Here is a 25,760-nt window from a genome sequence, read left to right as displayed (position 1 = left end):
GCGAGATCTTAGGTGTACCAAGTAGGTTCGGGAATCTCGCCGGTCAGGACGTAGCCGCCCACCTCGCGGCGCTTGTACGCCACAGGGTCGTGCAGGGTATGGGTCCGCACGTTACGCCAGAAGATGTCCAGCCCGACACTGTTGGAGGTGGCGCGCGCACCCGTCAACTCGAAGACTCTCGTTCCGATTTCGAGGGCAACGTCGGCAGCCCGTAGTTTCGCTGCGGCAATCCGCACGGCGAGATCGCCGCGAGCCTGCTCGGTGAGGTTTTCCCGTGCGTCGTGCAGGACCGCGTCGGACTCGCGATTGACCTGATCGACGAAGGCCTCCGCCGCCCACAGCTTCGCCTGCAGGTCGCCGTAGCCTTCACGCAGGTACCACTCGTCGGTGGCGAGTTCCTTGTTGTCGCCCCCGTACGGCCATGGGCGGGTGCGTGTTCGGGTGTACTCGGCGGCGGTGTCGAGAGCGCCGCGGGCGATTCCGACGTAGAAGTTGGCGAACACGATCTCGAGTGCCGGAAAGTTCAGCGTGTTGTAGACGAGGGGCTGGAACTTCTTGTCCACGAACCCTGCTGCGCCGGCCCAGTCGACCTCGACGTCATTGATTTCCACCGAACCGGAATCGGTGAGACGCTGACCGAGGTTGTCCCAGTCACCGCGGAAGACGATACCGTCCTGAGCGGTCGGAACGATGGCGAACACATGGGTGGCGGTGCCCTCGATGATGCCCTCGAGCACGGTGAGGTCGGTGGCACGTCCTCCGGTGGAGAACGATTTCACGCCGTTGTACACCAGGGTCTCGCCACGGTCGACGATGGTGAGGTCGGTGTCCCGCGGGTTGACCGCACCGCCGAAGAGGAAGTTGTTGCTGGTGTACAGCTCCTCCACCGCGCCGATCTGGGGTTCGGTGCCGACGAGCCGCACGGCCCACGCCCACAGGTAGTGGTATCCGAGGAGCTGCCCGATCGAACCGTCGCCGCGGGCGATCACCCGGACCACTTGATACGCCGTCTCCCAGCGCTGTCCGCCGCCACCGAACTCGGTGGGGCCCAGGAGGGTGACCAGTCCGCTGTCCTTGAGGAGCTGGACCTCCGCGTAGGGGGCGGCTCCGACGCGGTCGCGTTCGACGGCGTCGCGGGCGAGGATGTCGCTCACCTCCTGTGCACGGGCAATCCACTCTGCGCTCGTGGCCGGGGTCTCTGCCCAGACTGTATCTGCCGTGGTTACTGTCATGACTGGTCTCCTGTGTCGTTCCGTGCGGTTCCGATGGCCCAGACGTAGATGGGTTCGGTTCCGTTGATTTCGTAGTCGCCGACGACCTTCGCCTTGAACACCACCGGGTTGTGGCTCGCCACGGTGCGCGCATTTCTCCAGAACCTGTCGAGTCCCCAGCCACGGTCGACACCCGAGGCGCCGAGTGCGTCGAAGATCTTCGCCGTGGCCGGGACGACGAGGGACGTCGAGGCGATCTGTCCCTGCGCGGAGGCGATTTCGGCGGCGATGTTGGCCGCCTTCTCCTCATCGGGGTCGCTGCCGAACGCGGCCTCATAGGCCCATTGCGCCGGCTCCGCGGCATGAATCGCGATGGCCTCGGCTGCGTGCGCGGCAGCGGACACCTCACCCACCACCTGCTGGATCTGGGCGTCCTGAGCGTAGGTGGGTGCGTTGCCATGACTGAACGTGCGGGTGCGGGCGGCGACGCGTGCGGCAATGGCGTCCGTCGCAGCTCGGGCAATCCCGGCCAGAGTCGCCAGGTGGAACAACTGGTAGAAGGCGGTCTGATACTTGAAGCGCGTGGAGAAGTCGAAGATGTTCTCCGGCCGGACCACTGCGTTCTCGTAGGTCGACGTGCCCGAACCGGTGGTCTGTTGCCCGAAACCGTTCCAGTCGTCGCTGTGGGTCACACCCGGTTGGCGTGCGTCGACGGCGGCGATGACGAAAGCGCCGGTGTCGGTGCGCTGCGAATACAGGTCGATCCAGTCGGCGAAGATGGACCCAGTGCTGTAGTACTTGGCGCCGTTCGCGAGGAAGTGATCACCGTCGGGTGAGGGAGAGACCTTGGTGTTGGCTTCCCCGAGGGCGACGTCCCCGATCTCCGTCCACGCGTTTCCGACGAGTTGGCCGTCGACGAAACGCTGCAGCCACAGGTCGCGGTCCACGCCTTCGTCCGCCACCAGACGGTCCTCGACGAATGCGAAATGGCCTCGCAAGGCCTGCGTAACATTGGAATCCGCAGCGGAGAGTTCGACGAGAAGCCGGAACAGCTGCGGAATGCTTGCGCCGAAACCGCCGTGTGACGTGGGTACCCGGACTGCGCCGAAACCAGCTCTCTTCAGAGCGTCGATCTGTTCGTAGGGAAGAACATGGTCGCGCTCGCGCTGCACCACCCCCTCGGCGATGTCGGAGAAGATGGGGCGGAATGTATTGGCGAGCGTGTTGTAGTCCGTCTCGCTTGCGATCGGGGAAGCAGCTCTTCGCTCCTGTACGGCTGTCATGTCAGCGAAGCTCACACGCCTCCGCTGGAAGGAGGAAGGGTTGCACGCGTCATGATCGGAAGGGTGGGCGCCACCGCGGTGAACAGGTTCGATCCTGGGTATGTCAACGGAACACATCGCCGATCAGATCAAGTTCGCCTACTGGGTGCCCAACGTCAGTGGCGGACTGGTCACGTCCGACATCGAACAGCGCACGAGCTGGGACTACGAATACAACAAGAAGCTCGCCCAGACGGCGGAGAACAACGGTTTCGAGTACGCACTCAGCCAGGTGCGCTACGAGGCGAGCTACGGCGCGGAGTTCCAGCACGAGTCGACCAGTTTCAGTCTCGCGCTGTTGCTGGCCACCGAGCGGCTGAAGGTGATCGCGGCGGTGCACCCCGGGTTGTGGCAGCCCGCCGTACTCGCGAAGCTGGGGGCCACAGCAGATCACCTGTCGAACGGCAGGTTCGCGGTGAACGTGGTGAGCGGCTGGTTCAAAGACGAGTTCACCCACCTCGGAGAGCCCTGGCTCGAACACGACGAGCGCTACCGGCGCAGCGCCGAGTTCCTGCAAGTGCTGCGCAAGATCTGGACCGAAGACGACGTCGATTTCCGCGGGGACTTCTACCGCATCCACGACTTCACGCTGAAGCCGAAACCGTTGAACACGCCGGAACGGCCCAACCCGGAACTGTTCCAAGGCGGAAACTCTTCCGCGGCCCGGGCGAACGGAGGACGCTACGCGGATTGGTACTTCTCCAACGGCAAGGATTACGACGGTGTCACCGAGCAGATCGTGGACCTTCGTCGGCATGCGCGTGAGGCGAACCGCGAAGTGAAGTTCGGTCTCAATGGATTCATCATTGCCCGCGACACCGAAAAGGAAGCCCGCGACACCCTCCGGGAAATCATCGACAAGGCCAACAAGCCGGCCGTCGAAGGGTTCAAGTCGGCCGTCCAGCAAGCGGGTGCGTCCACCGCCGACAAATCGGGTATGTGGGCGGATTCGACATTCGAAGATTTGGTGCAGTACAACGACGGGTTCCGTACCCAGCTGATCGGCACACCCGAGCAAGTCGCCGAGCGCATCGTCGAATACCGCCGCCGCGGAGTCGATCTTATTCTGGGCGGGTTCCTCCACTTCCAGGAGGAGATCGAATACTTCGGCGCCAAGATCCTGCCGCTCGTCCGCGAACTCGAGGCGGCTGAGTCGGGAAATCGGACCCTCGCCGGAGTGTAGGCGCTTCGCGCCCGTGCGCCTTTCTGGTAGCAGTAACAACCAGAAAGGCGCACGAGCGGCGGAGCCGCCTACCGGGCGAGGGCCCGGCCGGCGGCGCGCCCGGAGAAGATGCAGCCACCGAGGAAGGTGCCCTCGAGGGCGCTGTAACCGTGCACGCCGCCGCCGCCGAATCCGGCGACCTCACCCGCGGCGTAGAGGCCCTCGAACGGCGTGCCGTCCGGCTTGATGACCTGTGAGTCGAGGTTGGTTTCGAGACCGCCCAGGGTTTTGCGGGTGAGGAGGTGCAGCCGGACAGCGATCAGCGGGCCGTTCTCGGGGGCGAGTATCTCGTGTGGGGCGACGACGCGAGTGATCTTGTCGGCGAGAAGGTTTCGTGCATTGTGGATAGCCATTATCTGGAAGTCTTTGCTGTAGCTGTTCTTCACCTCGCGGTCTCGGGCCGCGATTTCGTGTTCGAGGTCCTCGTACTTGATCAGGGGCTGGTCGGTGAGCGCGTTCATGCCGTCGACGAGGTCGCGTAGGTTGTCGCGGACCACGAAATCGACCCCGTGCTGTTTGAATGCTTCGACCGGTCCGGGCGCACCCTTTCTCAGGCGCGCGGCGAGGAGCTTGAAATCCCGCCCGGTGATGTCGGGGTTCTGTTCGGAGCCCGACAGCGCGAACTCCTTCTCGATGATCTTCTGGTCGAGCACGAACCACGTGTGGTGGTGGCCGCTGTTCATGATGTATTCCAGTGTTCCCATGGTGTCGAACCCGGGGAAGTTGGGGCTGGGCAGTCGTTTCCCGTTGGCGTCGAACCACATGGACGACGGGCCGGGAATGATCCGAATCCCGTGATTGGGCCAGATGGGGTCCCAGTTCTGGATGCCCTCGGTGTAGTGCCACATGCGGTCGCGGTTCACGATGTTGCCGCCCGCGTTCTCGGTGATTTCCAGCATTCTGCCGTCGACGTGCGCCGGGACCCCGGCGAGCATATTCTCGGGCGCCTTGCCCAGCCGGGCAGGCCAATTCTTCGCGACCAGTTCGGGGTTTCCGCCGATGCCGCCGGAGGTGACGACCACCGCCTGCGCCGAGAATTCGAAGTCCCCGACCGCCGTTCTCGAGCTCTTCACCCCGCGCGGCTCGGTGGACGGTTCGAGGACGGTGCCGCGCACCCCGGTGGCGGCGCCGTTGGTGACGACGATCTCGTCGACCTGATGCCGATGCTTGAATGTGACCAGCCCCCGCTGTGAGGCGGCGATGACACGGGTGAGGAAGATTTCGACGACACCCGGTCCGGTGCCCCAGGTGATGTGGAAGCGGGGCACCGAGTTGCCCTGCCCGAGTGCAGATCCCCGACCGCGCTCGGCCCATCCGACATTGGGCATCAGGCGCAGGCCGAGGTCGTGCAGGTACTGGCGCTTCTCGCCGGCGGCGAACTCGACGTACGCCTGCGCCCACAGGCGGGGCCACTGGTCCTCTCGTTCGCGGTCGAAGGCGGCGGTGCCCATCCAGTCCTGGATCGCGAGCTCGTACGAGTCCTTGATACCGAGACGCCGCTGCTCGGGCGTGTCGACGAGAAACAACCCGCCGAGTGACCAGAAGGCCTGCCCGCCGAGGTTCGAGGAACTCTCCTGCTCGACCACCAGGACTTTGCGGCCCGCCTTCACCATTTCGTAGGTGGCGACGAGACCGGCCAAGCCGGCGCCGACGACGATGACATCAGCCTGTTCGGTCACGAAGACTCCTCTTGTCGGGCGGTGCGTGGTGGGGTGGTGTCGGGCCGGCTGTATGCCGTGACGACGTGGGTGAACAGGTCGACGCGCAGTTCCCGGGCGGACGCGCTGGCGTCCTCGATCAGGCACTGGACGCTGGTGCCGTCGTGTACGGCGACCAAGGCGCGGCCCAATGTTTGTGGGTCGCCGACAATGGTGCGGCCGAGTCGGCCTAGGGCACTCTCGAGGATCGGCACTATCGTGTCGAGGATCGCTTGTTCGCGCGCCGCGAGGGCCTTCTTCAAGGCGGGATTACGTAGCGCATGCGCGGTGAATTCGGCGTTGATCCGGTACCACTGGTCGTCGACGGGAACGACGTCGAGTATGAGGGCGGTACCGGCACGCACCTTCTCCGACGGCGGGAGATCGGTCAGGTCGATGTCCGACGACTCGGCTGCCAGTCGAATGTGCTCGAGCATGGCGGTGGATCGCTGTTCCCACATGGCGAAGAACATCTCGTCGAGGGAGGCGAAGTTGGAGTAGAAGGCGCCGCGCGTGTATCCGCCGCGCTCACAGATCTGTTCGACCGTCGAGCGCCCGAACCCGTTCTCCGAGAACACCTCGCCCGCTGCGTCGAGCAGGCGCCGCCGAGTTTGGCCGCGCCGTTTCGTCACCCTTCGCGGCGCGTCGGTGGCACGGTGAGGGGTGGGCGCAGAAGATGTCGCCATGTTCCCTCCTCTGCGCCGGGGTCGGTGGACTCACTCGATACACTAACGTATCGAATACGCCGATGTATCGAAGTCGGTGTGCCGAGTGAGTGCCGCGGATGCCCGGGTCAGAGGTAGAGGTCTTGCTTACGGATCGCAGATGTGGCGGCGACGCTGACGATCGAGGTGGCGACGAGGTAGCCGCAGGCGAGCCACGGGGTGCCGCCGCCGACTGCGATGAGGGCGGTGAGGATCATCGGCGTCACACCGGAGGCGTAGATCCCGGAGAATTGATACACCACCGACAGCCCGGTGTAGCGGATCTCGGTGGGATAGAGACTTGCATAGAGGGTGCCCTGCGCTCCGTAGAACAGAGCGTGGATGATCCCGAACACCAGCACCAGCGCGACGGTGAACCAGAGCATGTTCTCCGTGCCGAACAGGCCGAAAGTCGGGAACACCGCCAGGCCGTACGCGGTGATACCGATGATGTAAATCCTTGCGGCCCCGTAGCGGTCCACCAAGAGCCCGGAGAACGGAAGTAGGGCCGCCATGACGACTGCCGCGATCGTGACGGCCAGCAGGACGGGCACTTTCGCGAAGTCCAGACTCTTCGTCGCGTAGGTGATTGCGAAAACGCCCCAAGTGTTGAACGCGGCCCCTTCGCCCCAGCGCGAGAGCAATCCGAGCACAGTGTTGCGGCGGACGCGGCCGCGGAACACGTCTTTCAGCGGAGCCGAGGAACGCGTCTGCAGTTCGTGCACTTCCCGGAAGGCCGGGGTCTCCTCGACCTTCAGTCGCACGACGAAGCCGATGACGACAAGGATCAGGCTGAGCAAGAACGCGATTCGCCATCCGTACGACAGGAATTGGGCGTCGTCGAAGATCACCTGCAGGGCCGCGAAGACTCCGGTCCCCAGTGCGAGACCCAGGGCGAGGCCGATCTGCGGGATGCTCCCGAACAGCCCGCGTCGCCGCGCGGGGCTGTGCTCGACGGCGAGAAGCACGGCGCCCGCCCATTCGCCACCCAGGGCGAACCCCTGCAGGATCCGGAGCAGGAGCAACAGCACGGGGGCGAGAACGCCGACCTGCTCGGCGGTCGGCAGCACGCCCATCAGGGCGGTGGCGATGCCCATGATGAACATGGTCAGCGCGAGCGTCTTCTTGCGCCCGATGCGGTCACCGATGTGGCCGAACACGACTCCACCGATCGGGCGGACCACGAAACCGACTGCGAACGTCGCGAAAGCCAGCATGGTGCCGACGAAGGAGGTCTGGTCGGGGAAGAAGAGTTGGTTGAAGACCAGGCTGGCGGCCGTTGCGTAGAGGAAGAAGTCGTACCACTCCACTGTCGTGCCCAGGAGGCTGGCTGCCACGACGGTGCGTAACCGCGTGCGCCGCTCGAGGTCGGACTCGGTCGACGGCGAGGAGGCGGGTTGGGAGAGCGTGGTCATGGGCCGGTGACGTTATCGGTGTCCGCCGCCGGCCTTCACCCTCCGAATCACGGTGAATGAAACCCTCCCGCCGGGGCCGCCCGGTTGATGAACTGGGCAGCGCTGCCCCTCTTCGTCGACAAGGATCCCGCGTGTCTCTGCATTTCCACTGGTTCCTGCCCACCTACGGTGACTCCCGCAACTTGATGGCAGGCGGCCACGGAAGCTCGATGGCGGGGGACCGTCCCGCAACGCTGAAATACCTCAACCAGATCGGCGCAGCCGCGGAGGCGAGCGGTTTCGAATCGGTTCTTACTCCCACCGGCGCCTGGTGCGAGGACGCGTGGCTCACGACGGCGATGATGGTGGAGACCACTGAAACATTGAAGTTTCTGGTCGCATTGCGGCCAGGCTTGCTCAGCCCGACGCTCGCCGCTCAAATGGCGTCGACGTTCCAATGGCAGTCGCAGGGACGTCTGCTGCTCAATGTGGTGACCGGTGGAGAAGACCACGAGCAGCGGACGTATGGCGATTACCTCGACAAGAACCAGCGATACGCACGGTGCGGAGAGTTCCTCGACGTCATCCGGCGTCTGTGGTCGGGCAACGGTCCGGTCGACTACGCCGGCGAGTACATCCGGGTCGAGAACGCTTCGCTGCAGCGGATTCCCGATCCCGTGCCACCGATCTTCTTCGGCGGGTCGTCACCTGCGGCCGGTACCGTCGCGTCCCAGTTCGCCGACACTTACCTCACCTGGGGTGAGCCGCCCAGTGCTGTCGCCGGGAAGATCGCGTGGATCCGGGACCTCGCCGAGGTGCAGGGTCGCACGCTCGACTACGGCATCAGACTGCACGTGATCAGCCGCGACACCTCCGAGGAGGCGTGGGCCGAAGCCGACCGGCTGTTGGCAGCGCTCGATCCGGCCACGGTCGAACAGGCGCAACAGAGCCTCGCCCGCTCGGGCTCGGAGGGACAGCGGCGCATGCGCGAGCTGCACGGCGGAGGCAGCGCGTATTCACAGGCGAGTGACGCGCGGAGTCTCGAGGTGGCGCCCAACCTGTGGGCAGGTGTCGGACTGGTGCGGGGTGGCGCCGGCACCGCGCTGGTCGGCTCGCACGAGGAGGTCGCCGACCGCATCGCCGAATACGCGGCACTCGGACTCGACCATTTCGTGCTGTCCGGTTATCCCCACCTCGAGGAGTCGTACCGCTTCGGTGAGGGTGTGCGGCCTATTCTCGAGCGCCGCGGGCTCGTCCAGCCACGCAGCCACCGCCCGGGCGACCTGTCGGGCTCGACGGCGTTCCTGTCCTCTCGTCGGTAGGTCCTGCCAGACTGGGAGCATGACCGCGGCTGCTCGAGTTCCCGAGGAGCTTCTCCCGCACCTGCGCCGCCGTGTACGGGAAGACACCCGGGGTCTATCTCGCCGAGCGGCCACTGATCGCCCCAGGACAGTCAGCTCGAAGGGGGCCGTCAGCAGCGCGACCGGTGACGGCGGACGGCGTCCCGGTTGGCGCAGCGAGGCGAGCAGTATCGTTGCCGCCCGTTCCGAGAGGTGTCTGCATAGATCACTGTGCATTCCTCCACCGCGCACCGGCCGAGGCGGCTCATCCCTCGGCCGACGAGATGCAATGCGGTTCCGACGGCAATGAGTGCCTCGAGCACTCCGGCGAGGGAACGCTGGTCGTCGCGATAGTGCAGATGCCAGCCGTCGCCGGCGTGGTTGGTCAGACGTGGGTAGGCGGACGCCTTTGCGAGGAGGAGATTGACCTGCTCTGCGCGGTCCTGCTCGTGTGCGGCGTCCACGATGACCACCCACCGGTCGAGCACGGCACGTACGTCGCCGAGGTCGTCCTCGGAGACCGGGAAATCGACCACGACTCCGGCCTCGATGCATCGGGTTACCAGTTCGTCGATGGTCCGGGGTCGGCGATTCGCCAGATCAGCGGCGAGTTCCACCGCATACTCCCCGTAAGGGTTGAGATGCACAATGCCATTACATCACGCTGGAGCCATGAGTGAACGGCACGAGCACGCCTGGCGGGAAGTATCGCGGCATCGGACGAGTACAGGGGTGGTGTCCTACACGGGCTGCAGTTGCGGACGTTGGCGTTTAGTCCTGGTAGAGACTGCGATAGCGGCATCTACGCAGATCTACGTCTGATCGCAGAAAGGCATAGATTCGTCTACGGAACGGTGACCTCCCCGGCGAGGGGCTGGCATTTTCGGCGCGGGACGCACATAATCACCACGTGAGCCAAGTTACTGTTACTTCGAGTTCACTCATCTTCGCGCAGTCTGGCGGAGAGGGTGGCGGCGCAGCGTTCGACCAGATGATCGCGATCACGGTGGCGACGGCGGTCATCACGATCGGCCTGCTGTGGATCGCGTACCTGCACCGTGCGCGGAAGATCACGTGGCTACAGTCGATTGCCGATGCCGCGGGTCGCAAGCTGGACCGCCCCGCGTGGGTGGCGCTCCCGCTGTTCACCTTCGTGGGCACCATTCTCACGGCGTTCTTCGGCTTCATCTGGGACGTGAGTCTGCATATCGGACGCGGGCGTGACGACGGCCCGCTGGCGAACCCGGCGCACTACTTCATCCTCGTGGGTCTCTTCCTGCTGTTCATCACCGGCATGCTGGCGATGATCCTGCCCCGCGACGAGAAGCCAGGTCCGGCCGCGCTGAAGATCACCCGCACCTGGTACGTCCCGGTCGGCGGGGTACTGGTCGCCGGGGCAGGCTTGTACGCCCTCATCGGTTTTCCGCTCGACGACGTCTGGCACCGCATCTTCGGCCAGGACGTCACGCTGTGGGGCCCCACCCACCTCATGCTGATCGGCGGAGCGGGACTGTCCCTGATCGGCGTTCTCCTCCTCGACTTCGAGGGTCGCGCCGCCAAGACGGGGGAGACGGTCGCCGACAGCCGGCTCATCTGGTTCCTCCGGTGCGGCACCTTCGGTGGTCTGATCATCGGCTTGTCCGTCTTCCAGATCGAGTACGACTTCGGTGTCGAACAGTTCCGGTTGGTCCTGCAGCCGATGATGATCGCCGGTGCTGCCGCATTCGCCCTGGTCGCTGCGCGCATCGTCCTCGGTCCTTTCGCGGCACTCGTCGCAGTCGCCGTCGCCGGAGTGGTGCGCGCCGCCACCGCGTTGATGGTGGGCCCGGTACTCGGGGCCCCGACCAACGTGTTCGAACTGTGCCTCGGTGCAGCCGTGGTCATCGAATTGCTCGCCCTCACCCCGCTGATCAAGAATCGGGTGGCGTTCGGTGCCGTGGGCGGATTCCTCGTCGCTACGGTGGGACTCTGGCTCGAATCGTTGTGGATCGACGCCATGTACCTCTACCCCTGGCCCACCAGTATGTGGCCGGAGGCACTGGCGATGGCCGTGCCCGTCGGTATCGCGGCGGGAGCCTGTGGTGCGCTGCTCGGCCGGGTGTTGCGGTCCGAGGGTTTGCCGCGTCCCGCGCTCAGCCGGACCATCGTGGTCGCCACCGTTCTGGTGATCGGCGGTGCGACCGCCAACGGCCTGATCGCCACCGTCCCGGAGAACGCCACAGGCACAGTGGTCCTCACCGACGCGGCACCCAACGGCGGCCGAATGGTCAATGCCGAGGTCACCATCGATCCGCCCGATCTGGCGAGCGACGATCCGGCCTGGGTGTCCATCCTGTCCTGGCAGGGCGGGCCCGACCTCGACAACGGTTTCACCGTGGACAACCTCGAGCGCACCGGGCCGGGAACCTACCGGACCAACGAGCCCGTGCCGGTGCACGGAACGTGGAAGACTTTGCTGCGCGTGCAGGACGGGCGCACCATGACGGCGGTGCCGATCTTCCTGCCGAGCGACCCGGGGATCGGTGCCGAGGAACTGCCCGCGGAGTCGTCGTTCACCCGTGAGTTCGTCCCGGAAATCACCATCTTGCAGCGGGAGCGCAACTTCGATCATCCCAGCTGGTTGTTCGCCGCCGCCTCCCTGGTCGTGTTGGCCTGCACGCTTGCACTCGTCACAGCCCTGGCCTGGGGCGCCGGACGGATCGGCAAGTACACCCGGGGACAGGCGACCGCCGACACCCGCGAGGACGTGAACGTGACATGAGTCCGGCGAGCGACCCGAATGTCGTGTATCTCGCGGACCACTCGGTGTTGTTGGCGATTCCCGCCTTCGTTCCGGCATTCCTCGTCGTCGGTCTGATCGTCTATCTGGCGGTCCGGGACCGCAAAGCCGAGGCAGCCGAGAATGCCGAGAACACGGAAAATGTCGAGAACACCGGCGACGAATCGACGGAGCGGAAAGAGGAGGACGTCTAGGTGATCAGGCGGTTGACCGCCGTGGTGGCGGTGTCCGCGGGTGTTCTCGTCGGAGCTTCCGGGTGCGGTACCGAAACCGAAGCCCCAGGCGCCGGCACGCCGGCCAGTGAGACCTCAGCAGAGACCACACCGGACGCGGCCGAGGACAGTGTCGTGATCGACGTCCGGATCAGCCAAGGCACGATGACTCCCACCAACGAGCGCATCGACGTCGCGGTAGGACAGACCGTGACCGTGCGCGTCGACAGCGACGCCGACGACGAACTGCACGTACATGCGGTGCCGGAGCACTCGTTCGAAATCCACCCGGGGACGGGCCAGCAGACCCAGTTCTCGGTAGAGGTTCCGGGCCAGGTCGCCTTGGAGCTGCACGAGAGCGGCAAGACGGTGGCCACCCTGCTCGTGCGTCCATGACCGCTGTGCTCGCACACGGGCTCGGTGGGTCCACCGATCTTCCGATTCCCTTCACCTTTGCCCTGATCGGCGCGAGCTGGGCGCTGACCGTGTCGTTCGTCGTTCTGGCCCTCGCGTGGAAGACCCCCAAACTCGATCCCGACCGCCCCGGCCGCGCCCTCCCCGACTGGGTCACGCGGTTCGCGGACTCGCCCATCACCCGGAACGTTCTTGCGGGTGTAGCGCTCGTCCTCACCGCGTGGGTGGCTCTGGCCGCGTTCTTCGGCCCGTCGACGTCCGCGGATAATGCGTTGCCCGGTGTGTTCTACGTGCTCCTGTGGGTGGGCCTGGTCGCGGTGTCGCTGGCGTTCGGCCCGATCTGGCGGGTCCTGTCCCCGGTGCGGACAGTGCATCGAATGGTGTGCGCCGCGCTCGGACGCTCACCCAGCGAACGGAACCGGCGGTACGGCGACTCCTGGGGATATCGGCCGGCGGTGGTGGGTCTGTTCGCTTTCGTGTGGCTCGAACTCGCCTATTCGGACCCGGGTTCCGTTGCCGCCGTGCGTACCTGGTGTATTGCCTACCTCGTCGTGACGTTGACCGGCGCTGTTGTCACAGGGGAGCGCTGGTGCGAGCGAGGTGATCCCTTCGAGGTCTACAGCACCCTCGCATCCCGGTTGTCGCCGCTGAGCCGCAACCGCGGTGACGGCCGGATCGCCTTACGTAATCCGCTCGACCATCTGGGGTCGATGCCCGTGCGCGCCGGGTCGGTGGCATTGATGGCGACCCTGCTGGGGTCGACGGCGTTCGACAGCTTCTCCGCCTTTCCATGGTGGCAGCGCACCCTCGACGCAGCCGGGGGACCAGTAGCGGAGACGCTGGCACGCACCGCCGGACTGCTCGTCTTCATCGGCTTCGTCGGAGTGTCGTTCTGGGCGGCCACCAGGGCGACGGGCGGCCTACGTCCCGAGCGGCGCGCCGCCCTCCCCGGATTGCTCTCGCACTCGCTGATCCCGATCATCATCGGCTATGTGTTCGCCCATTACCTGACATACCTGGTGGAGAAGGGTCAGGCGACGGTCATCCTGCTGGCCGACCCGCTGGGACGCGGATGGAATCTGCTCGGACTGGGCAACGCCGAGGTGGCGTACATACTGTCCGAGCACCCGTCCGCGACCGCGTCGATCAAGGTGCTCTGTGTGCTGATGGGGCACGTCCTGGGCGTTGTTGCGGCACACGACGCATCGGTGAGGATCCTGCCGCGGGGGCATCAGCTCACCGGACAGCTGGCACTGCTGCTCACCATGGTCACCTACACCTTCGGTGGGCTGTACCTGCTGTTCGGCGGCTGAAGCGCACGCTCGGCGTGGAGGGTGTCAGCGTTGGAGAACGACCGCGGCCTCGGCGGTGAGCGAGGAGAACGTGAACGTCTCTTCCAGGTACAGCGTCACGTCGGTCGCGGTGTGGCTGTCGTAGCCGATGGACAGGTCGGCGCCGAGGGTCAGTTGGTTGTCACCGCCACGGGTGGAGAGCACGTACCCGCCGCGGATCGCCGGGGCCCAGATGATGTCGCCGGTGACCAGGGCGTCGAGGTGGTGGAACACCGGGTGCCCGGCGTCGCGGGTCTCGCTGACTGCCGTGTATGTGTCGGCGTCGAGCACCACCGAGTACGGTCCTTCGACACCGGCGAGACGCAACGCCGACAATGCCGAGGCCACGGCGTCGGGAACGAGAAGCGGATCTTCGGGCAAGCTCAGGACGGGATTGTCGCTGGACGCGCCGATGCCGCGAATCCCGGCCTGCTCGAACCCGTCGAAGATCGACTGGTCCTCGGCGAACGCGAGGGCCTTCGCGGCGTCCTTGACGGGCTGCCAGTCGGAGTCGAGAGAGCCCCTGGCCACGTCGTCGACCTCAGCGCGACTGAGCGTGAACGGGAAACGCAGTTCGACGAGGGGATGAACCTGGCGCAGCTGTGCCCGAATTCGGCTGTCTGAGGTACTGATCGGGGTGACCCGCCCGCTGTTGTGGGCAGAGTAGGAGTAACCGAACGGTCCCGCGACGTCGACGACCCGTCGCCCGGCGACATGGCGCTTGAACGTACGGGCCGCCTCCTCGCTGATCTGCTGCCACGCTGCCTCCGTCACCGGGGCGAGGTTGCGGTGCAGATTGCTCGAATCACTCATTGCGATACTCCTTTGAGACCACCGATGTTCAAGGACAGGTCGTACGGGTCCGGCTGTTCGGCTTCGCCGGTGCCATTCGATGGCGCCTCGGCGCTCTCCGGCTCGTCGCCGAGCGACTCGAGGACGTCGCGGCTCGGAACGAAGAACAGCGTGCCGGTGACGGCCGTGGAAAAATCGAGGATGCGGTCGTAGTCGCCGGGCGGTTCGCCGAGGAACATGCGGCGCAGCATCAGTTCGGTGACGCCCGGATCCCTGGCGTAACCGATGAAGTAGGTGCCGAACTCACCGGCCGCCAGGCTGCCGAACGGCATGTTGTCGCGGAGAATCTGGTGTTCGACACCGTCATCGTCGACGATCGTGTTGAGGGCGACATGGGAGTTGCCGGGCTGTGCGTCCTCGTCCAACTCGACATTCTCGAGCTTGGTACGCCCGATGACGCGTTCCTGCTCGGCGACGCTGAGCGACGTCCAGGCGCTCATGTCGTGCAGATACTTCTGCACGATCACGTAGCTGCCACCACGGAAATCCGGATCCTCGTCTCCGATGAGGGCGGCCTCGTCGGCGTCGGCGTCGGTCGGGTTTTCGGTGCCGTCGACGAATCCGAGGAGATCGCGGGCGTCGAAATACCGGAAGCCGGACACCTCGTCGACAACGGTGGCAGCGGACCCGAGCGCGGCGACGAGCAAGCGGCCCAGCTCGAAACAGAGGTCGGCGCGGGCAGCCTTGATGTGGAACAGAACGTCACCAGGAGTGGACGGGGCGCTGTGGACGGGTCCGGACAGGGGGAGGAAGCGGTGCAGCAGAGCCGGTTTGGCCGCGGGGCTCACCCGATCCCAGAACTCGGACCCGATGCCCACCACACACGACAACGATCCCGACAGTTCCCGGAAACCCACGGCCTTGAGAAGACTTTCGAGGTCGGCGACGACGTCGCGCACCGTCAGCGCGTCCTCTCGCGACTCGCCCGCCACCACGACGAGGAAGAGCGATGCCGCACTCGGTGGTGTGAGAACGGCCTGCGCAGCCAATCTCGGCACTGGACCCGGCATCACGGCCTCCGATCATCTCGACAACGACGCTGCACCGACCGACGGGTCCCATTCAACACCCTCGGCTGAATCCGTCGACTCGGGACCGCAGCCACGCGGAACCACAGTGCTTACCGGAACACGATGTCGGTGGGTTCCTCTACCGTCGGGATATGCCACTCTCTGCACACGAGCGCGAACAGTTCCTGGCCGAGCCGCACATCGCGGCGCTGTCGGTGTCCGCGGGCGAGCACCGCGGACCCCTGACAGTCCCGATCTGGTACCAGTACCACCCCGGTGGCGAAATATGGGTGCTCACCGGCCCTGGGTCGGAGAAGGCGCGCCTCATCGAGGCGGCCGGGCGATTCACGATGATGGTCGAACGAGTGGAACCCACGGTTCGATACGTCTCCGTCGAGGGCGCGGTGACGCGAACCGCCCCGGGAACGGACGACATGATGCGGGAGATGGCTCAGCGTTATCTCGCGCCGGAGAAGGTCGACGCCTACCTCCACTTCGCCAAGGCTCAACTTGGCGAGCAGGTTGCGATCTACCTCCGGCCCGAGCACTGGCGATCGGCAGACATGGGATCGAGCTGACTCGCTCCGGTGCCCGGGTGAAACGCCTCAGACCTGCACGGTGTCGAGAAGAGCTTCGGCAACGGCTGCGTCGCCGAAGAGTTGGAGGCTGTCGAGCGGCCGCCGCCGCCACACGGCGAGGAGGAGTTGTTGCGCGGAGCCGCGCAACGCGACGTCGGCTTTCGTGTGTTCGGTCGTGACGGACATGCCGTCGTCGGTGAAGGCCAGCAGCCACTCGGCGTCACCGGTGTCGGTGCCGTGCATGTGTACGGTGCGGCCGAGCAGGCTTTCGGGCACCTGTCCCGCGCCGAGGAATCGTGAGGCCATGGCCTGAATCCACTCGTCGACGCCGTCGGCCGCTGCGGTGGGGTCTGCGGGTTCGGGCAGGGGCCCACCGGCCGTGTGGACGGCATCGGCGGCGTCGAAACGATGGACCGTCGCCTCGTGGGCCTGTCGGCGAACCCACCACCGCGCGGTTGCCGGTCCGACGAAGGTGGGTGCGGGCTCATCGAGATCTCGCTGCTCGAACTCGGCCATCATCGCCTCGTGAGCCGAGCGGTAGGCGTCGAGACACTCCGGTCCCCGTGGCATCTGCCGCGCCGGTCGAGCCTGGTCGAGGGCGGCTCCGGGGCCTGCCTGCATCACGGCGGTCACCCATAGGTGGACTTTGCCGGTGTGCCGGACCACGTGTTCGAGCGTCCAGCCCGGGCACGACGGTACCGGCGCGGCAAGGGCGTCGGCCGGCATCGAGGCGATGCGCTGCCCTTCGGTGCGCAGGACATCGAGGAGGAGGGGCGTGCCGGGGTTCGTCATCCGCTCACGGTAATGCCCCGAGCCGCTTGGCAACGCAAAGCACGGCCGCGTTAGAACACCGCCGGTTGTTGGGAGATGTAGTTCCGCTCCGACGCCTGAAAAACGTACGGCCGAACATGTAGCGTAAGATTTACGCTGTAAAGTAAATGGTGTCCCTTGTCGGCACCCGGTCCCAGGAGGGCGAAACACATGACGACTGCCATCGACGTAGGACTGTTGATATTGAGAGTCACCGTCGGGGTAACGCTCGCCGCCCACGGCTACGCGAAGATCTTCCGTGGGGGTCGCCTGGCAGGAACTGCCCGCTGGTTCGATTCCATCGGGATGCGGCCGGGGCGGTTGCACGCACCGTTGGCGGCATTCACCGAAATCGGCGCCGGCGTACTGTTCGCCCTCGGGTTGCTCACCCCGCTGGCGGCCGCGGCGATGATCGCGCTGATGGTGGTTGCTGCCTGGACGGTGCATCGCGGCAGCGGCTTCTTCATCGTCGGTAACGGGTGGGAATACAATTTCGTGTTGGCCTGCGTGGCGCTCAGTGTCGCTGTCACCGGTTCCGGCAGGCTTTCGGTGGATCATCTGATCGGCCTCGGCTCCGGGGTCGATCAGTGGTGGGGTCTGGTCATCGCCCTGGTCATCGGCCTGGGTGCAGGTGTCGGACAGGTCGCCGTGTTCTTCCGCCCTCCCGTGCCAGCGGAGGAGCGCTGAATTCCAGTTTCAGCTGTTCCGCGGGGCACGGCTCGTCCGGCGATGACACTAGGGTGCTCCGGTGTCGCGCGACCTCACCATCTCACCTCCCGGACGCCGATGCATGGCGGATCCGGGTCGCGTACGCCGTTCGGGCGGGCAAGTCCAAATGCCTTTCCGGTGACGCCCTGTCGTTGACGTCTCGAAGGAGTCGGTATGTCGGTTGATCGCCACCCCCCTGAATCCGGAACGCTCGTGAAGGATCGAGTGTTCGACCAACCGCGTGCCGAAAGGGCGGTACGAGAACTGCTCCTGGCCGTAGGTGAAGATCCCGACCGCCCCGGGTTGATCGACACTCCCGCCCGTGTTGCCCGCTCCTATCGGGAAATGTTCGCCGGTCTTTACACCGATCCGGACGATGTTCTGAGCACCACCTTCGACGAAAGCCACCGCGAGTTGGTTCTCGTTCGGGATATTCCGATCTACTCCATGTGTGAGCATCATCTGGTCTCGTTCCACGGCCTGGCGCACGTCGGATACATCCCGGGTAGCTCCGGCCGGATCACCGGCCTCTCCAAGATCGCCCGGGTCGTCGACCTCTACGCGAAGCGACCGCAGGTGCAGGAGCGTCTCACCAGCCAGATCGCCGACGCCGTGATGCGCAAACTCAGCCCTCAGGGTGCGATCGTGGTGGTCGAGGCCGAGCACTTGTGTATGGCGATGCGCGGAATCCGCAAGCCGGGAGCGGTGACGACGACCTCGGCGGTCCGGGGGCTTCTGCAGTCCAGTGCCGCCTCGCGGTCCGAGGCGCTGAGCCTGATCCTACGCAAGTGACCGCGGTGGTATGAGTACAGTTTCGCGCGCCGGCGCAGCGGGGGAGCGGTCGAGTCGATGGCATCCGCCGGCCTCTCGAGAAGTGCAGCGGCGGCCCTCTCTCCTCGCACGTCCATCTCGGAGAAGGGCTCGGGCGGCCCGTGCTGGGTCAGGCAGGCTGGTCGTCCTCGCCCTGGCATCGTGCGGCATCGCGGTCTCGCTGATGCAAACCATCGTGATGCCACTGCTGCCGGAGTTCCCGCGGCTGCTGCACACCACACCCGGCGGGGCCGTGTGGCTGGTGACGGTCAACCTCATCGCCGGCGCCGTCTGTGCACCGGTTCTCGGTCGGCTCGGCGACATGTACGGCAAGCGGCGGCTGTTGCTGATCGCGCTGGCGGTGATGGCGACGGGTAGTGCCCTCGGCGCGCTTTTCAACACCTTCGCCGCAGTGTTGATCGCCCGTGCCCTGCAGGGTGCGGCGGTCGGAGCCGTACCACTCGGCATCAGCATCATGCGTGATGAACTCCCACCGAGGCGGGTGGCCGGTGGGATCGCGTTGATGAGTTCCACGCTCGGCGCAGGCGGGGCCATCGGGCTGCCCTTGACCGGTGTCGTCGCCGAACATCTGAGCTGGCATTGGCTTTTCGGCGGTGCCGCGGTGATCGGAGTGCTCGGAATGGGCGCGATCTGGACGGTGGTGCCCGAATCACCGGTCCGTTCCGGCGGCAAGTTCGACCTGCTCGGCGCCCTCGGGTTGACCGCGGCATTGGTGTGCCTGCTGCTCGCCATCATCCAGGGCAACGGATGGGGCTGGGGGAGCAGACCGGTACTCGGACTGTTCGCCGGGGCGGCAGCGTTGTTCCTGGTGTGGGGTAGTTACGAACTACGGCTCACCTCGGCAAGGCGTGCGGCCGGAGTTCGGCAGCCGTTGGTTGACCTGCGCGTGTCCGCACGCCGTCCGATACTTCTGACCAACATCGCCTCGATCCTCGTCGGGTTTGCCATGTTCACGTCCTTCATGGTGAGTGCCCAGATCTTCCAGGCCCCCCTCGAGACCGGTTACGGCTACGGGATGTCGTTGACCCTCAGCGGTCTCGCGCTGCTTCCCGCCGGTCTGATGATGGTCGCGTTCTCCCCGGTGACCGCCTACCTGTCCCACAGTTGTGGTCCCCGAAGGACCTTCCTGATCGGCACCACGATCCTCATGGCCACCAATCTCGTCCGCGCAGTCACCCCACCTCATCTCGTCGTCGTGATTGTGGCGGCAACGGTGACCTCGGTCGGTGCTGCGTTCGCCTACGGCGCGATTCCTGCGATGATCATGCGCGCGGTCCCCACCACGGAAACTGCCGCGGCGAATAGCCTCAATACCTTGGCTCGGTCCCTCGGTACGTCGACGTGCAGCGCGGTCGTCGCAGCTCTGACGACCGCATCGGTGATGCACATTGCGGGAGTCGAATATCCCACGGCCGCGGCGTACGCGGCCGTCTTCGGGATCGCCGCGGCTGCCGGATTGCTCGCTGTCGGCATCGGCATGTTCATCCCCCGCGACGGTGACCTCCTCGTCGAAGGACCACCCGCCGCCGAGATGTGGGAATCGGCCGAAAAGGAGACAACCGCGGAGGCCCACACCGATCTCCGTTAGGGATATCCTCGAGAGGGCGCCATCGAAAGGTGAGTCCACGGGTGAATGGGCGCTGGACGTACCGTCGGGTCCAGTGCCTTATGACTCGAGCGACGGGGTGAGTAGTCCGTCCGATGGGTGAAGGTGATCCGCTCGACACTCAACGGTATCCGCCGTCGCCCGCCGCGGAGCTGGCGCGCATCGGCTTCGATGATGCGCAGGAGATCGGTCGCGGTGGTTTCGGCGTCGTCTACCGGTGCATCCAGGCGGACCTGGACCGCACGGTCGCGGTGAAGGTTCTCACCGTCGAACTCGACGAGGAGAACCGGGCGAGGTTCTTCCGGGAGCAACAGGCGATGGGCCGGCTGACCGGTCACCCGAACATCGTGGGCGTTTTGCAGGTCGGCGCCACCGACGGCGGTCGTCCCTACATCGTGATGCCGTATCACCCGCAGGATTCCCTCGAGGTGCAAATCCGTCGCCATGGTCCGCTAACTGTGAGTGAGGCACTGCGGCTCGGGGTGAAGATGGCGGGTGCGATCGAGACGGCGCACCGACTCGGCATCCTCCATCGCGACGTCAAACCAGCGAACATCCTGCTCACCGACTATGGCGAACCCGAGTTGGCGGATTTCGGTATTGCGCATATCGCCGGTGGATTCGAGACCGCCACCGGTGCGGTCACCGGGTCGCCGGCGTATACGGCGCCGGAGGTCCTCAGTGGTGATCCGCCGAGCCGGGCCGGCGACGTCTACGGCCTGGGCGCGACCCTGTTCAGTGCGCTGACCGGTCATGCCGCGTACGAACGTCACAGCGGGGAGCAGGTGATAGCCCAGTTCCTGCGGATTACCACTCAGGAGGCGCCCGATCTGCGAGAGCACGGGATCCCCGACGATGTGTCCGACACGATTGCCTGGGCGATGTTCCGGACTCCTGGTCAGCGTCCCGCCAGCGCCGCCGAGTTCGGGGAGGAACTGCGCACCCTCCAACGGCAACACGGTCTGCCGGTTGACGAGATGGCTTTGCGCGGCGAGTCCGATGCCCAGGGAAACGGACGGCATGTGTCCACGCGCAGCGGACACGTGTCGCCACCTTCCTCCGTGAGGGGGGCGACGGGACATCTGCCCCTGGAACTGAGCAGTTTCATCGGCCGCCGACACGAGCTGACCGAGACGAAGAACCTGCTCACCGGGTCCCGGCTCGTCACCTTGACTGGGATCGGGGGTGTAGGCAAGACGCGGCTCGCACTTCGGGTCGCGGCAGCGGTGCAACGCGACTACGCCGACGGTGTACGCCTGGTCGAGTTGGGGGAACTGCGCGACGAGTCGGCGCTGATCGACGCCGTCGCCGGAGCAGTGGGATTGCGGGACCACTCGACGAGGCCGCTGCGGGAGGTGCTGATCGAGTTCCTCACCCCGCGAGAACCTCTGCTGGTCCTCGACAACTGCGAACACCTGGTGGACGCCGTGGCGGAGCTGTCCAGTCTGCTGCTGCAGACCTGCCCTGGTGTGCGGATTCTCGCCACCAGCCGCGAACCCCTCGGTATCGGCGGGGAGGCGGTGTTCCGGGTGCCCCCACTGTCGGTCCCTGATCCCGAGCGGCAACCCTCGCTGCGAGGGTTGCCCAGATACGATGCGGTGACGCTGTTTACCGAGCGCGCTGCCGCCGCCGTCCCCGGATTCACGCTCACCGAGGACAATGCGGCGCCGGTGGCCGGAATCTGTCACCGCCTCGACGGGCTTCCGCTGCCGATCGAACTGGCCGCGGCCCGGTTGCGGGCGATGTCGCCCGAACAGATCCTGCAGCGGCTGACCGACCGCTACGCCCTGCTCACCCGCGGCAGCCGAGGCGCGCCGACGCGGCAGCAAACCCTACGATGGTGTATCGACTGGAGCTTCGAGTTGTGCAGCCCCGGCGAACAACTGGTCTGGCGGCGGGTAGCGGTGTTCGCGGGTAGCTTCGAACTCGACGCCGCCGAGCATGTGTGCGGCGAGGGCCTCGACCGGGACGAGCTCCTCGATACCCTGACCTCCCTGGTGGACAAGTCCATCCTCATCCGGGAAGAAACCGGGTCGGTGGTGCGGTTCCGGATGCTCGAGACCCTCCGCGCATACGGCTACGACAAACTCGTGCAGAGCGGCGAGAGCAACGCATTGCGTCGCCGGCACCGGGACTGGTACGAGGCATTGGCGCTGGAATCGGAAGCCGACTGGATCAGCGCCCGCCAACTCGACTGGATCGCCCGCCTGCAGCGGGAACAACCGAATCTGCGAGAGGCCCTCGAATTCAGCCTCGACGACAATCCCGCCGCCGGTCTGCGTACCGCTGCCGCCCTGTTTCTGTTCTGGGGAACTGAGGGCTTCTACAGCGAGGGGCGGCGCTGGCTGGGGGATCTGCTCGTCCGCCAGAGCGGCCCACCGACGCTCGAGTGGGCAAAAGGACTCTACTGCGCCAGCGTGACGGCGATCATGCAGCGCGACCTTCAGACTGGAGCGAAATTTGTCGAGGAGGGACACGCGCTCGCCGCGCACACGGGTGACCCGATGATACGGGCGTTGAGTCTCTTCGCCGAAGGAACGCTGGCACTCATCAGTGGCGATCCCGACCGCGCGTGCACTCTGCTCGAAACTGCCCTGCCCACATTCAGTGAACACCCAGAGCGCACCCTCGAAGTCAGCCTGCTGTACTCGTTAGGGCTTGCCCGTGGAATGCGCGGTTTGACGGAGCAGGCGATCGAGACCCACGAACGAGCTCTCGCGATCACGGAAGCCCACGGTGAGTTGTTGTTTCGATCCCTCTCACTGTGGGCCCTGGGCATCGCCGTGTGGCGCCAGGGCGACACCGATCGCGCAGTGCGGCTGCTGAGGCAATCATTGGAGCTGACCCGGCGCATCCACAGTCCACGCGTCGCCGTGTCTTCCCTCGAGGCGCTCGCTTGGATCACCTGCGAACAACGTGACGCAACTCGGGCCGCAGTTCTGATGGGAGCCGCAGACGGGTTGGCGCAGTCGATGGGAAGTGATGTGGTCATACATTCCAACCTACTTCTCCACCAGCAGGAATCTAGACGGAATGCCCGGCAGAAACTGGGTGACAAAGCATTCTCAGCGGCACACCACAAGGGTGAACAGTTCGGCTTCGACGCGGCAATCGCCTACGCCCTCCGCGAGCAACCGCCCGGTAACCCGGCCCCCACCTCCGAGGCGTCGACGCGGCTGACCAAGCGGGAACGCCAAGTCGCCGATCTGATCGCCGAAGGCCTGACCAACCAGGCCATCGCCGACCGCCTGGTGATCTCCCCCCGCACCGCGCAAGGGCATGTAGAGCACATCCTGGCCAAACTGGGTTTCACCTCCCGGACACAAGTGGCAGCCTGGGTCGTGGAGCGGACGCGCGATTAGAGCCCGGCAGTACCCGCGCAAGACGAGAAATCACCGGCCATCAACGATCTAGACATTCCGCGTTGCAACGCTAGCAGCGCGACGCCGTAGCTACCGCAGCCCGGTGGAATTCGGCGGCCTCGGGCTCCCGGCTCGTCCATCGCCCGTCGAGGGCAGGGAATCAACGCGAAGCCTTTACAAGACCGGTCAGATGCATTAAATTACAGCGTAAAGTAATACGCTATCCGCTCTAAGTCTCCCGCGCCCCGTTCGTGCGCCGCCCGCGTTCGCTGTGTGAAGGACGGGTGTTTCGTAGGACAAGGGCAGACACAACTACCTCAGGAGGTACGTAATGCCGACCAAGATCTGGGCAAACTCCGCCGATTCGCATTTCCTCGAGCCTGAGGATCTTTGGCGGGATAATCTTCCGGCGCGGCTTGCCGACCTGGTTCCTCGAACCGTCAAGGATGCCGATGGTCAGTGGGAAACCGTGCACATCGATGGTATGTCGTTCCGGCGCAAGCTCCCGACGATGAAGGCTCAGGAGTTCATCGAATCGTCGATGCGCGCTCCAGGTGCTCGTGACGTGGACAAGCGGATGGCCGACCTCGATCAAGAGGGCATTTGGGCAGAACTCGTGTTCCCTTCACTCGGCATGTGGAGTTCATCGTTCAGGACCCCGGAGGTGCTGCGTGAAGCTCTGCGAGTGAGTAACGACTGGGCGTGGGAAACAATCGAGAAGCCTTACGATCGGCTGGTTGCAACTGCGCAGGTGTCGACGTTGGATGTGGGCGACGCGGTAGCTGAACTCGAGCGTGTTGCTGAAATGGGTTACCGCGCAGTCTTCTTACCGGTCACCCCGCATCCCCTGCAAAAGGACTACCACCACGAGGATTGGGAACCGTTCTGGGCTGCCGCAGAGCGGGCGCGTATTGTGATCGCGTTTCATATCGGTACTGACCCGGTTGATCTTTCGACCGGAAACACCAACGGTGAGATCAAGTACCGTGGTCCGGGCGGGTTCATCCTCAACTTCACCGAAACTTCTTTCGGCGGGCAGCGGGCTGCGATGAAGATGGTCGCCAGTGGAGCACTTGATCGTCACCCAGACCTGAAGGTTTTGGTCGCCGAGGGCGGTGCCACGTGGGTGCCGTTCATCGCAGACAGGATGGAGGAAGGCTATCGGCAACATGACTCCGCCATCCGGCACAAGCTGAAGCGCTCGGCGCGCGAGATCCTTTACTCGCAGGTTTATGCGTCTTTCCAGCATGACGCAACCGCAGTAATGGCCGCCACCCATATGGGCTACACCAATGTGTTGTGGGGCAGTGACTATCCGCATATGGAAGGCACCTACGGCCACACGCAAGAAACGCTTCACGGACTCTTCCGCGATGCCGACCCAGTGGTCAGGGAGAGGATCACGGTCGGGGCGTTCAACGAGCTGTTTCCCGGACTGCCAGCAGTTCCCGCGGCATGACAGGCGAGGCTGACATGTCCGAGAACGTCATGTACGACTCTCCACTCGAGATGATGCAGGACGCGATCGCCGACGGCAGTTGCGACGTGCAGTCGGTTGTGCCGCTCACCGAGGGAGGTTTTCGGTGTGCGTGCTCGTGCGAGCGGTGGCAAACAGTCGCACCGACTCGCGACGAAGGGCTTCGGCTCGCGAGGTTGCACGCCAACTGAGAGTTGCGCAGATAATCGGTGCGGCCGACCGGATCGGATTCGTCGGTCCTGTTCGGTGGAGCGAGATTCAGCTCGTCGTCAAAAGTCGCGAAATATGATTGTTTGCGCGGACGTGGGGCAGGATGCAGCCATACCCCCGTCGAGCACGTCGGGCCGGCCCCGAGACGTTTGCCTCGTCACCACCGCTCGTCGCTGCATCGTCGCCGACGAGCGGTGGTGGCGGGGCATCACTCGAAAGTCTGTGGGAGCAGCTTTCGTCGCTCGACTGCTTCTGACCCCGCGCGAGGAAGAATCACTGCCACGCGGCGTGCAGCGCTTCGTTGCGAGCGTGAACCCCGCGGTGTCAGGTCGCGCGTGGTATCGACCCAAGAGCGCGGAGCCGTTCTTCGGTGACGGCGGCCCGGCCATCGCTGGGGGAATAGCCAGGTAAGGAGATGACGCTCAGCCAGCCCACTGCCCGGTCCTGCGTGATGGATCGTAGTCCGTCTCCGGGCTTCGATGCCGGGAGCGGCGGCCATGGGCGACTTCCCGCCACAGCATGGTGGCCAGCTGCGCCATCTCGAGTTCCTCGAGCCGAGAGGTACTGCTTGTACTCGACAACATCGAACACATGAGGCTCTTCTGACCCCTTGATGGGTGATCTCCGCGAGCCTGAACGACGCAACGCCCCCTCTTGCATAGGTTTTGGTTTGCGAAGACAAGACCTAAG

At 65.2% G+C, this 25,760-nt stretch carries 21 protein-coding genes; 12 read left to right on the top strand and 9 right to left on the bottom strand.

Features of this window, described 5'->3' with window-relative positions; genetic code table 11:
• Window positions 1–8: 8 nt before the first annotated feature.
• Window positions 9–1,232 carry an acyl-CoA dehydrogenase family protein gene (locus tag ACH49N_RS34905; RefSeq protein ID WP_358277277.1) on the bottom strand — a complete coding sequence of 408 codons (1,224 nt, stop codon included), beginning with the start codon at window positions 1,230–1,232 and terminating at the stop codon, window positions 9–11.
• Window positions 1,229–2,494, bottom strand: coding sequence for an acyl-CoA dehydrogenase family protein (locus ACH49N_RS34900; RefSeq protein ID WP_358277275.1), 1,266 nt, complete (start codon window positions 2,492–2,494; stop codon window positions 1,229–1,231). The genes ACH49N_RS34905 and ACH49N_RS34900 overlap by 4 nt, the downstream gene beginning before the upstream one ends.
• Window positions 2,495–2,594: 100 nt before the next feature.
• Here ACH49N_RS34900 and sfnG point away from each other — a divergent pair, with 100 nt between their 5' ends.
• On the top strand, window positions 2,595–3,716 hold the full coding sequence (gene sfnG / locus ACH49N_RS34895; RefSeq protein WP_358277273.1) for a dimethylsulfone monooxygenase SfnG: 1,122 nt from the start codon (window positions 2,595–2,597) through the stop codon (window positions 3,714–3,716).
• Window positions 3,717–3,784: 68 nt separating this feature from the next.
• Here sfnG and ACH49N_RS34890 read toward each other — a convergent pair whose 3' ends face one another.
• From ACH49N_RS34890 to ACH49N_RS34880, 3 genes are all read right to left on the bottom strand, one after another.
• Window positions 3,785–5,434 (bottom strand): FAD-binding dehydrogenase, encoded by a 1,650-nt coding sequence (locus ACH49N_RS34890; RefSeq protein WP_358277271.1) that lies wholly within the window; start codon window positions 5,432–5,434, stop codon window positions 3,785–3,787.
• Window positions 5,431–6,138, bottom strand: a complete 708-nt coding sequence (locus tag ACH49N_RS34885; protein ID WP_109333880.1) for a TetR/AcrR family transcriptional regulator — start codon at window positions 6,136–6,138, stop codon at window positions 5,431–5,433. Before ACH49N_RS34885 ends, ACH49N_RS34890 begins: the two co-directional genes overlap by 4 nt.
• Before the next feature lie 107 nt (window positions 6,139–6,245).
• Window positions 6,246–7,571 carry an MFS transporter gene (locus ACH49N_RS34880; RefSeq protein WP_358277269.1) on the bottom strand — a complete coding sequence of 442 codons (1,326 nt, stop codon included), beginning with the start codon at window positions 7,569–7,571 and terminating at the stop codon, window positions 6,246–6,248.
• Between the two features lie 131 nt (window positions 7,572–7,702).
• Between ACH49N_RS34880 and ACH49N_RS34875 the strand changes: the two genes are divergently transcribed.
• The gene (locus ACH49N_RS34875; protein WP_208960248.1) at window positions 7,703–8,872 is read left to right on the top strand and encodes an LLM class flavin-dependent oxidoreductase; all 1,170 of its coding nucleotides are present in this window, start codon (window positions 7,703–7,705) and stop codon (window positions 8,870–8,872) included.
• A 149-nt stretch (window positions 8,873–9,021) separates the two neighbouring features.
• Here ACH49N_RS34875 and ACH49N_RS34870 read toward each other — a convergent pair whose 3' ends face one another.
• Window positions 9,022–9,537, bottom strand: coding sequence for a CGNR zinc finger domain-containing protein (locus tag ACH49N_RS34870; RefSeq protein ID WP_358277267.1), 516 nt, complete (start codon window positions 9,535–9,537; stop codon window positions 9,022–9,024).
• Window positions 9,538–9,800: 263 nt separating this feature from the next.
• Between ACH49N_RS34870 and ACH49N_RS34865 the strand changes: the two genes are divergently transcribed.
• From ACH49N_RS34865 to ACH49N_RS34850, 4 genes are read left to right on the top strand one after another with little or no spacing between them, the layout of a single operon-like run.
• A complete protein-coding gene (locus ACH49N_RS34865) occupies window positions 9,801–11,651 on the top strand; it encodes a hypothetical protein (protein WP_397505003.1) in 1,851 nt (616 codons plus the stop codon).
• Window positions 11,648–11,863 (top strand): hypothetical protein, encoded by a 216-nt coding sequence (locus ACH49N_RS34860; RefSeq protein ID WP_358277265.1) that lies wholly within the window; start codon window positions 11,648–11,650, stop codon window positions 11,861–11,863. The genes ACH49N_RS34865 and ACH49N_RS34860 overlap by 4 nt, the downstream gene beginning before the upstream one ends.
• Window positions 11,864–12,277 carry a hypothetical protein gene (locus ACH49N_RS34855; protein ID WP_358277263.1) on the top strand — a complete coding sequence of 138 codons (414 nt, stop codon included), beginning with the start codon at window positions 11,864–11,866 and terminating at the stop codon, window positions 12,275–12,277. It abuts the gene before it with no gap.
• The gene (locus ACH49N_RS34850; protein WP_358277261.1) at window positions 12,274–13,608 is read left to right on the top strand and encodes a hypothetical protein; all 1,335 of its coding nucleotides are present in this window, start codon (window positions 12,274–12,276) and stop codon (window positions 13,606–13,608) included. The genes ACH49N_RS34855 and ACH49N_RS34850 overlap by 4 nt, the downstream gene beginning before the upstream one ends.
• A 24-nt stretch (window positions 13,609–13,632) precedes the next feature.
• On the opposite strand, the gene ACH49N_RS34845 is transcribed toward ACH49N_RS34850, so the two are convergent.
• Both ACH49N_RS34845 and ACH49N_RS34840 read right to left on the bottom strand, forming a co-directional pair.
• Complete coding sequence (locus tag ACH49N_RS34845; protein WP_358277259.1) at window positions 13,633–14,439, bottom strand: family 1 encapsulin nanocompartment shell protein; 807 nt, start codon at window positions 14,437–14,439, stop codon at window positions 13,633–13,635.
• Window positions 14,436–15,488, bottom strand: a complete 1,053-nt coding sequence (locus ACH49N_RS34840) for a Dyp-type peroxidase (RefSeq protein WP_358277257.1) — start codon at window positions 15,486–15,488, stop codon at window positions 14,436–14,438. Before ACH49N_RS34840 ends, ACH49N_RS34845 begins: the two co-directional genes overlap by 4 nt.
• 152 nt (window positions 15,489–15,640) lie before the next feature.
• Here ACH49N_RS34840 and ACH49N_RS34835 point away from each other — a divergent pair, with 152 nt between their 5' ends.
• A complete protein-coding gene (locus ACH49N_RS34835; RefSeq protein WP_250767823.1) occupies window positions 15,641–16,066 on the top strand; it encodes a pyridoxamine 5'-phosphate oxidase family protein in 426 nt (141 codons plus the stop codon).
• A 27-nt stretch (window positions 16,067–16,093) separates the two neighbouring features.
• On the opposite strand, the gene ACH49N_RS34830 is transcribed toward ACH49N_RS34835, so the two are convergent.
• On the bottom strand, window positions 16,094–16,858 hold the full coding sequence (locus ACH49N_RS34830) for a maleylpyruvate isomerase family mycothiol-dependent enzyme (protein ID WP_358277255.1): 765 nt from the start codon (window positions 16,856–16,858) through the stop codon (window positions 16,094–16,096).
• A gap of 189 nt (window positions 16,859–17,047) precedes the next feature.
• Here ACH49N_RS34830 and ACH49N_RS34825 point away from each other — a divergent pair, with 189 nt between their 5' ends.
• The 5 genes from ACH49N_RS34825 to ACH49N_RS34805 all read left to right on the top strand — a co-directional run bounded on the left by ACH49N_RS34825 (window position 17,048) and on the right by ACH49N_RS34805 (window position 24,842).
• A complete protein-coding gene (locus ACH49N_RS34825) occupies window positions 17,048–17,563 on the top strand; it encodes a DoxX family protein (RefSeq protein ID WP_358277253.1) in 516 nt (171 codons plus the stop codon).
• A gap of 195 nt (window positions 17,564–17,758) precedes the next feature.
• Window positions 17,759–18,376 carry a GTP cyclohydrolase I FolE gene (gene folE / locus ACH49N_RS34820; protein WP_358277251.1) on the top strand — a complete coding sequence of 206 codons (618 nt, stop codon included), beginning with the start codon at window positions 17,759–17,761 and terminating at the stop codon, window positions 18,374–18,376.
• Window positions 18,377–18,458: 82 nt separating this feature from the next.
• Complete coding sequence (locus ACH49N_RS34815; protein WP_397505019.1) at window positions 18,459–20,003, top strand: MFS transporter; 1,545 nt, start codon at window positions 18,459–18,461, stop codon at window positions 20,001–20,003.
• Between the two features lie 113 nt (window positions 20,004–20,116).
• Window positions 20,117–23,383: a protein kinase gene (locus tag ACH49N_RS34810; RefSeq protein WP_358277249.1), complete on the top strand. Its 3,267-nt coding sequence runs from the start codon at window positions 20,117–20,119 to the stop codon at window positions 23,381–23,383.
• 331 nt (window positions 23,384–23,714) lie between these two features.
• Window positions 23,715–24,842: an amidohydrolase family protein gene (locus ACH49N_RS34805; RefSeq protein WP_358277247.1), complete on the top strand. Its 1,128-nt coding sequence runs from the start codon at window positions 23,715–23,717 to the stop codon at window positions 24,840–24,842.
• Window positions 24,843–25,760 lie beyond the last annotated feature (918 nt).

Source organism: Rhodococcus sp. NPDC019647, from assembly GCF_044389235.1.
Classification (GTDB): domain Bacteria; phylum Actinomycetota; class Actinomycetes; order Mycobacteriales; family Mycobacteriaceae; genus Rhodococcus_F; species Rhodococcus_F oxybenzonivorans.
The sequence above is the reverse complement of the archived record's forward strand: the minus strand, read 5'-3'. Positions and strand labels throughout refer to the sequence as shown.

Excerpts from the sequence above, each read along its gene's own strand:
- ACH49N_RS34905 (WP_358277277.1), bottom strand. The coding sequence starts at position 1,232 with ATGACAGTAACCACGGCAGATACAGTCTGGGCAGAGACCCCGGCCACG.
- ACH49N_RS34900 (WP_358277275.1), bottom strand. The coding sequence starts at position 2,494 with ATGACAGCCGTACAGGAGCGAAGAGCTGCTTCCCCGATCGCAAGCGAG.
- sfnG (WP_358277273.1), top strand. The coding sequence starts at position 2,595 with ATGTCAACGGAACACATCGCCGATCAGATCAAGTTCGCCTACTGGGTG.
- ACH49N_RS34885 (WP_109333880.1), bottom strand. The coding sequence starts at position 6,138 with ATGGCGACATCTTCTGCGCCCACCCCTCACCGTGCCACCGACGCGCCG.
- ACH49N_RS34880 (WP_358277269.1), bottom strand. The coding sequence starts at position 7,571 with ATGACCACGCTCTCCCAACCCGCCTCCTCGCCGTCGACCGAGTCCGAC.
- ACH49N_RS34860 (WP_358277265.1), top strand. The coding sequence starts at position 11,648 with ATGAGTCCGGCGAGCGACCCGAATGTCGTGTATCTCGCGGACCACTCG.
- ACH49N_RS34850 (WP_358277261.1), top strand. The coding sequence starts at position 12,274 with ATGACCGCTGTGCTCGCACACGGGCTCGGTGGGTCCACCGATCTTCCG.
- ACH49N_RS34845 (WP_358277259.1), bottom strand. The coding sequence starts at position 14,439 with ATGAGTGATTCGAGCAATCTGCACCGCAACCTCGCCCCGGTGACGGAG.
- ACH49N_RS34840 (WP_358277257.1), bottom strand. The coding sequence starts at position 15,488 with ATGCCGGGTCCAGTGCCGAGATTGGCTGCGCAGGCCGTTCTCACACCA.
- ACH49N_RS34835 (WP_250767823.1), top strand. The coding sequence starts at position 15,641 with ATGCCACTCTCTGCACACGAGCGCGAACAGTTCCTGGCCGAGCCGCAC.
- ACH49N_RS34830 (WP_358277255.1), bottom strand. The coding sequence starts at position 16,858 with ATGACGAACCCCGGCACGCCCCTCCTCCTCGATGTCCTGCGCACCGAA.
- ACH49N_RS34825 (WP_358277253.1), top strand. The coding sequence starts at position 17,048 with ATGACGACTGCCATCGACGTAGGACTGTTGATATTGAGAGTCACCGTC.
- folE (WP_358277251.1), top strand. The coding sequence starts at position 17,759 with ATGTCGGTTGATCGCCACCCCCCTGAATCCGGAACGCTCGTGAAGGAT.
- ACH49N_RS34810 (WP_358277249.1), top strand. The coding sequence starts at position 20,117 with ATGGGTGAAGGTGATCCGCTCGACACTCAACGGTATCCGCCGTCGCCC.
- ACH49N_RS34805 (WP_358277247.1), top strand. The coding sequence starts at position 23,715 with ATGCCGACCAAGATCTGGGCAAACTCCGCCGATTCGCATTTCCTCGAG.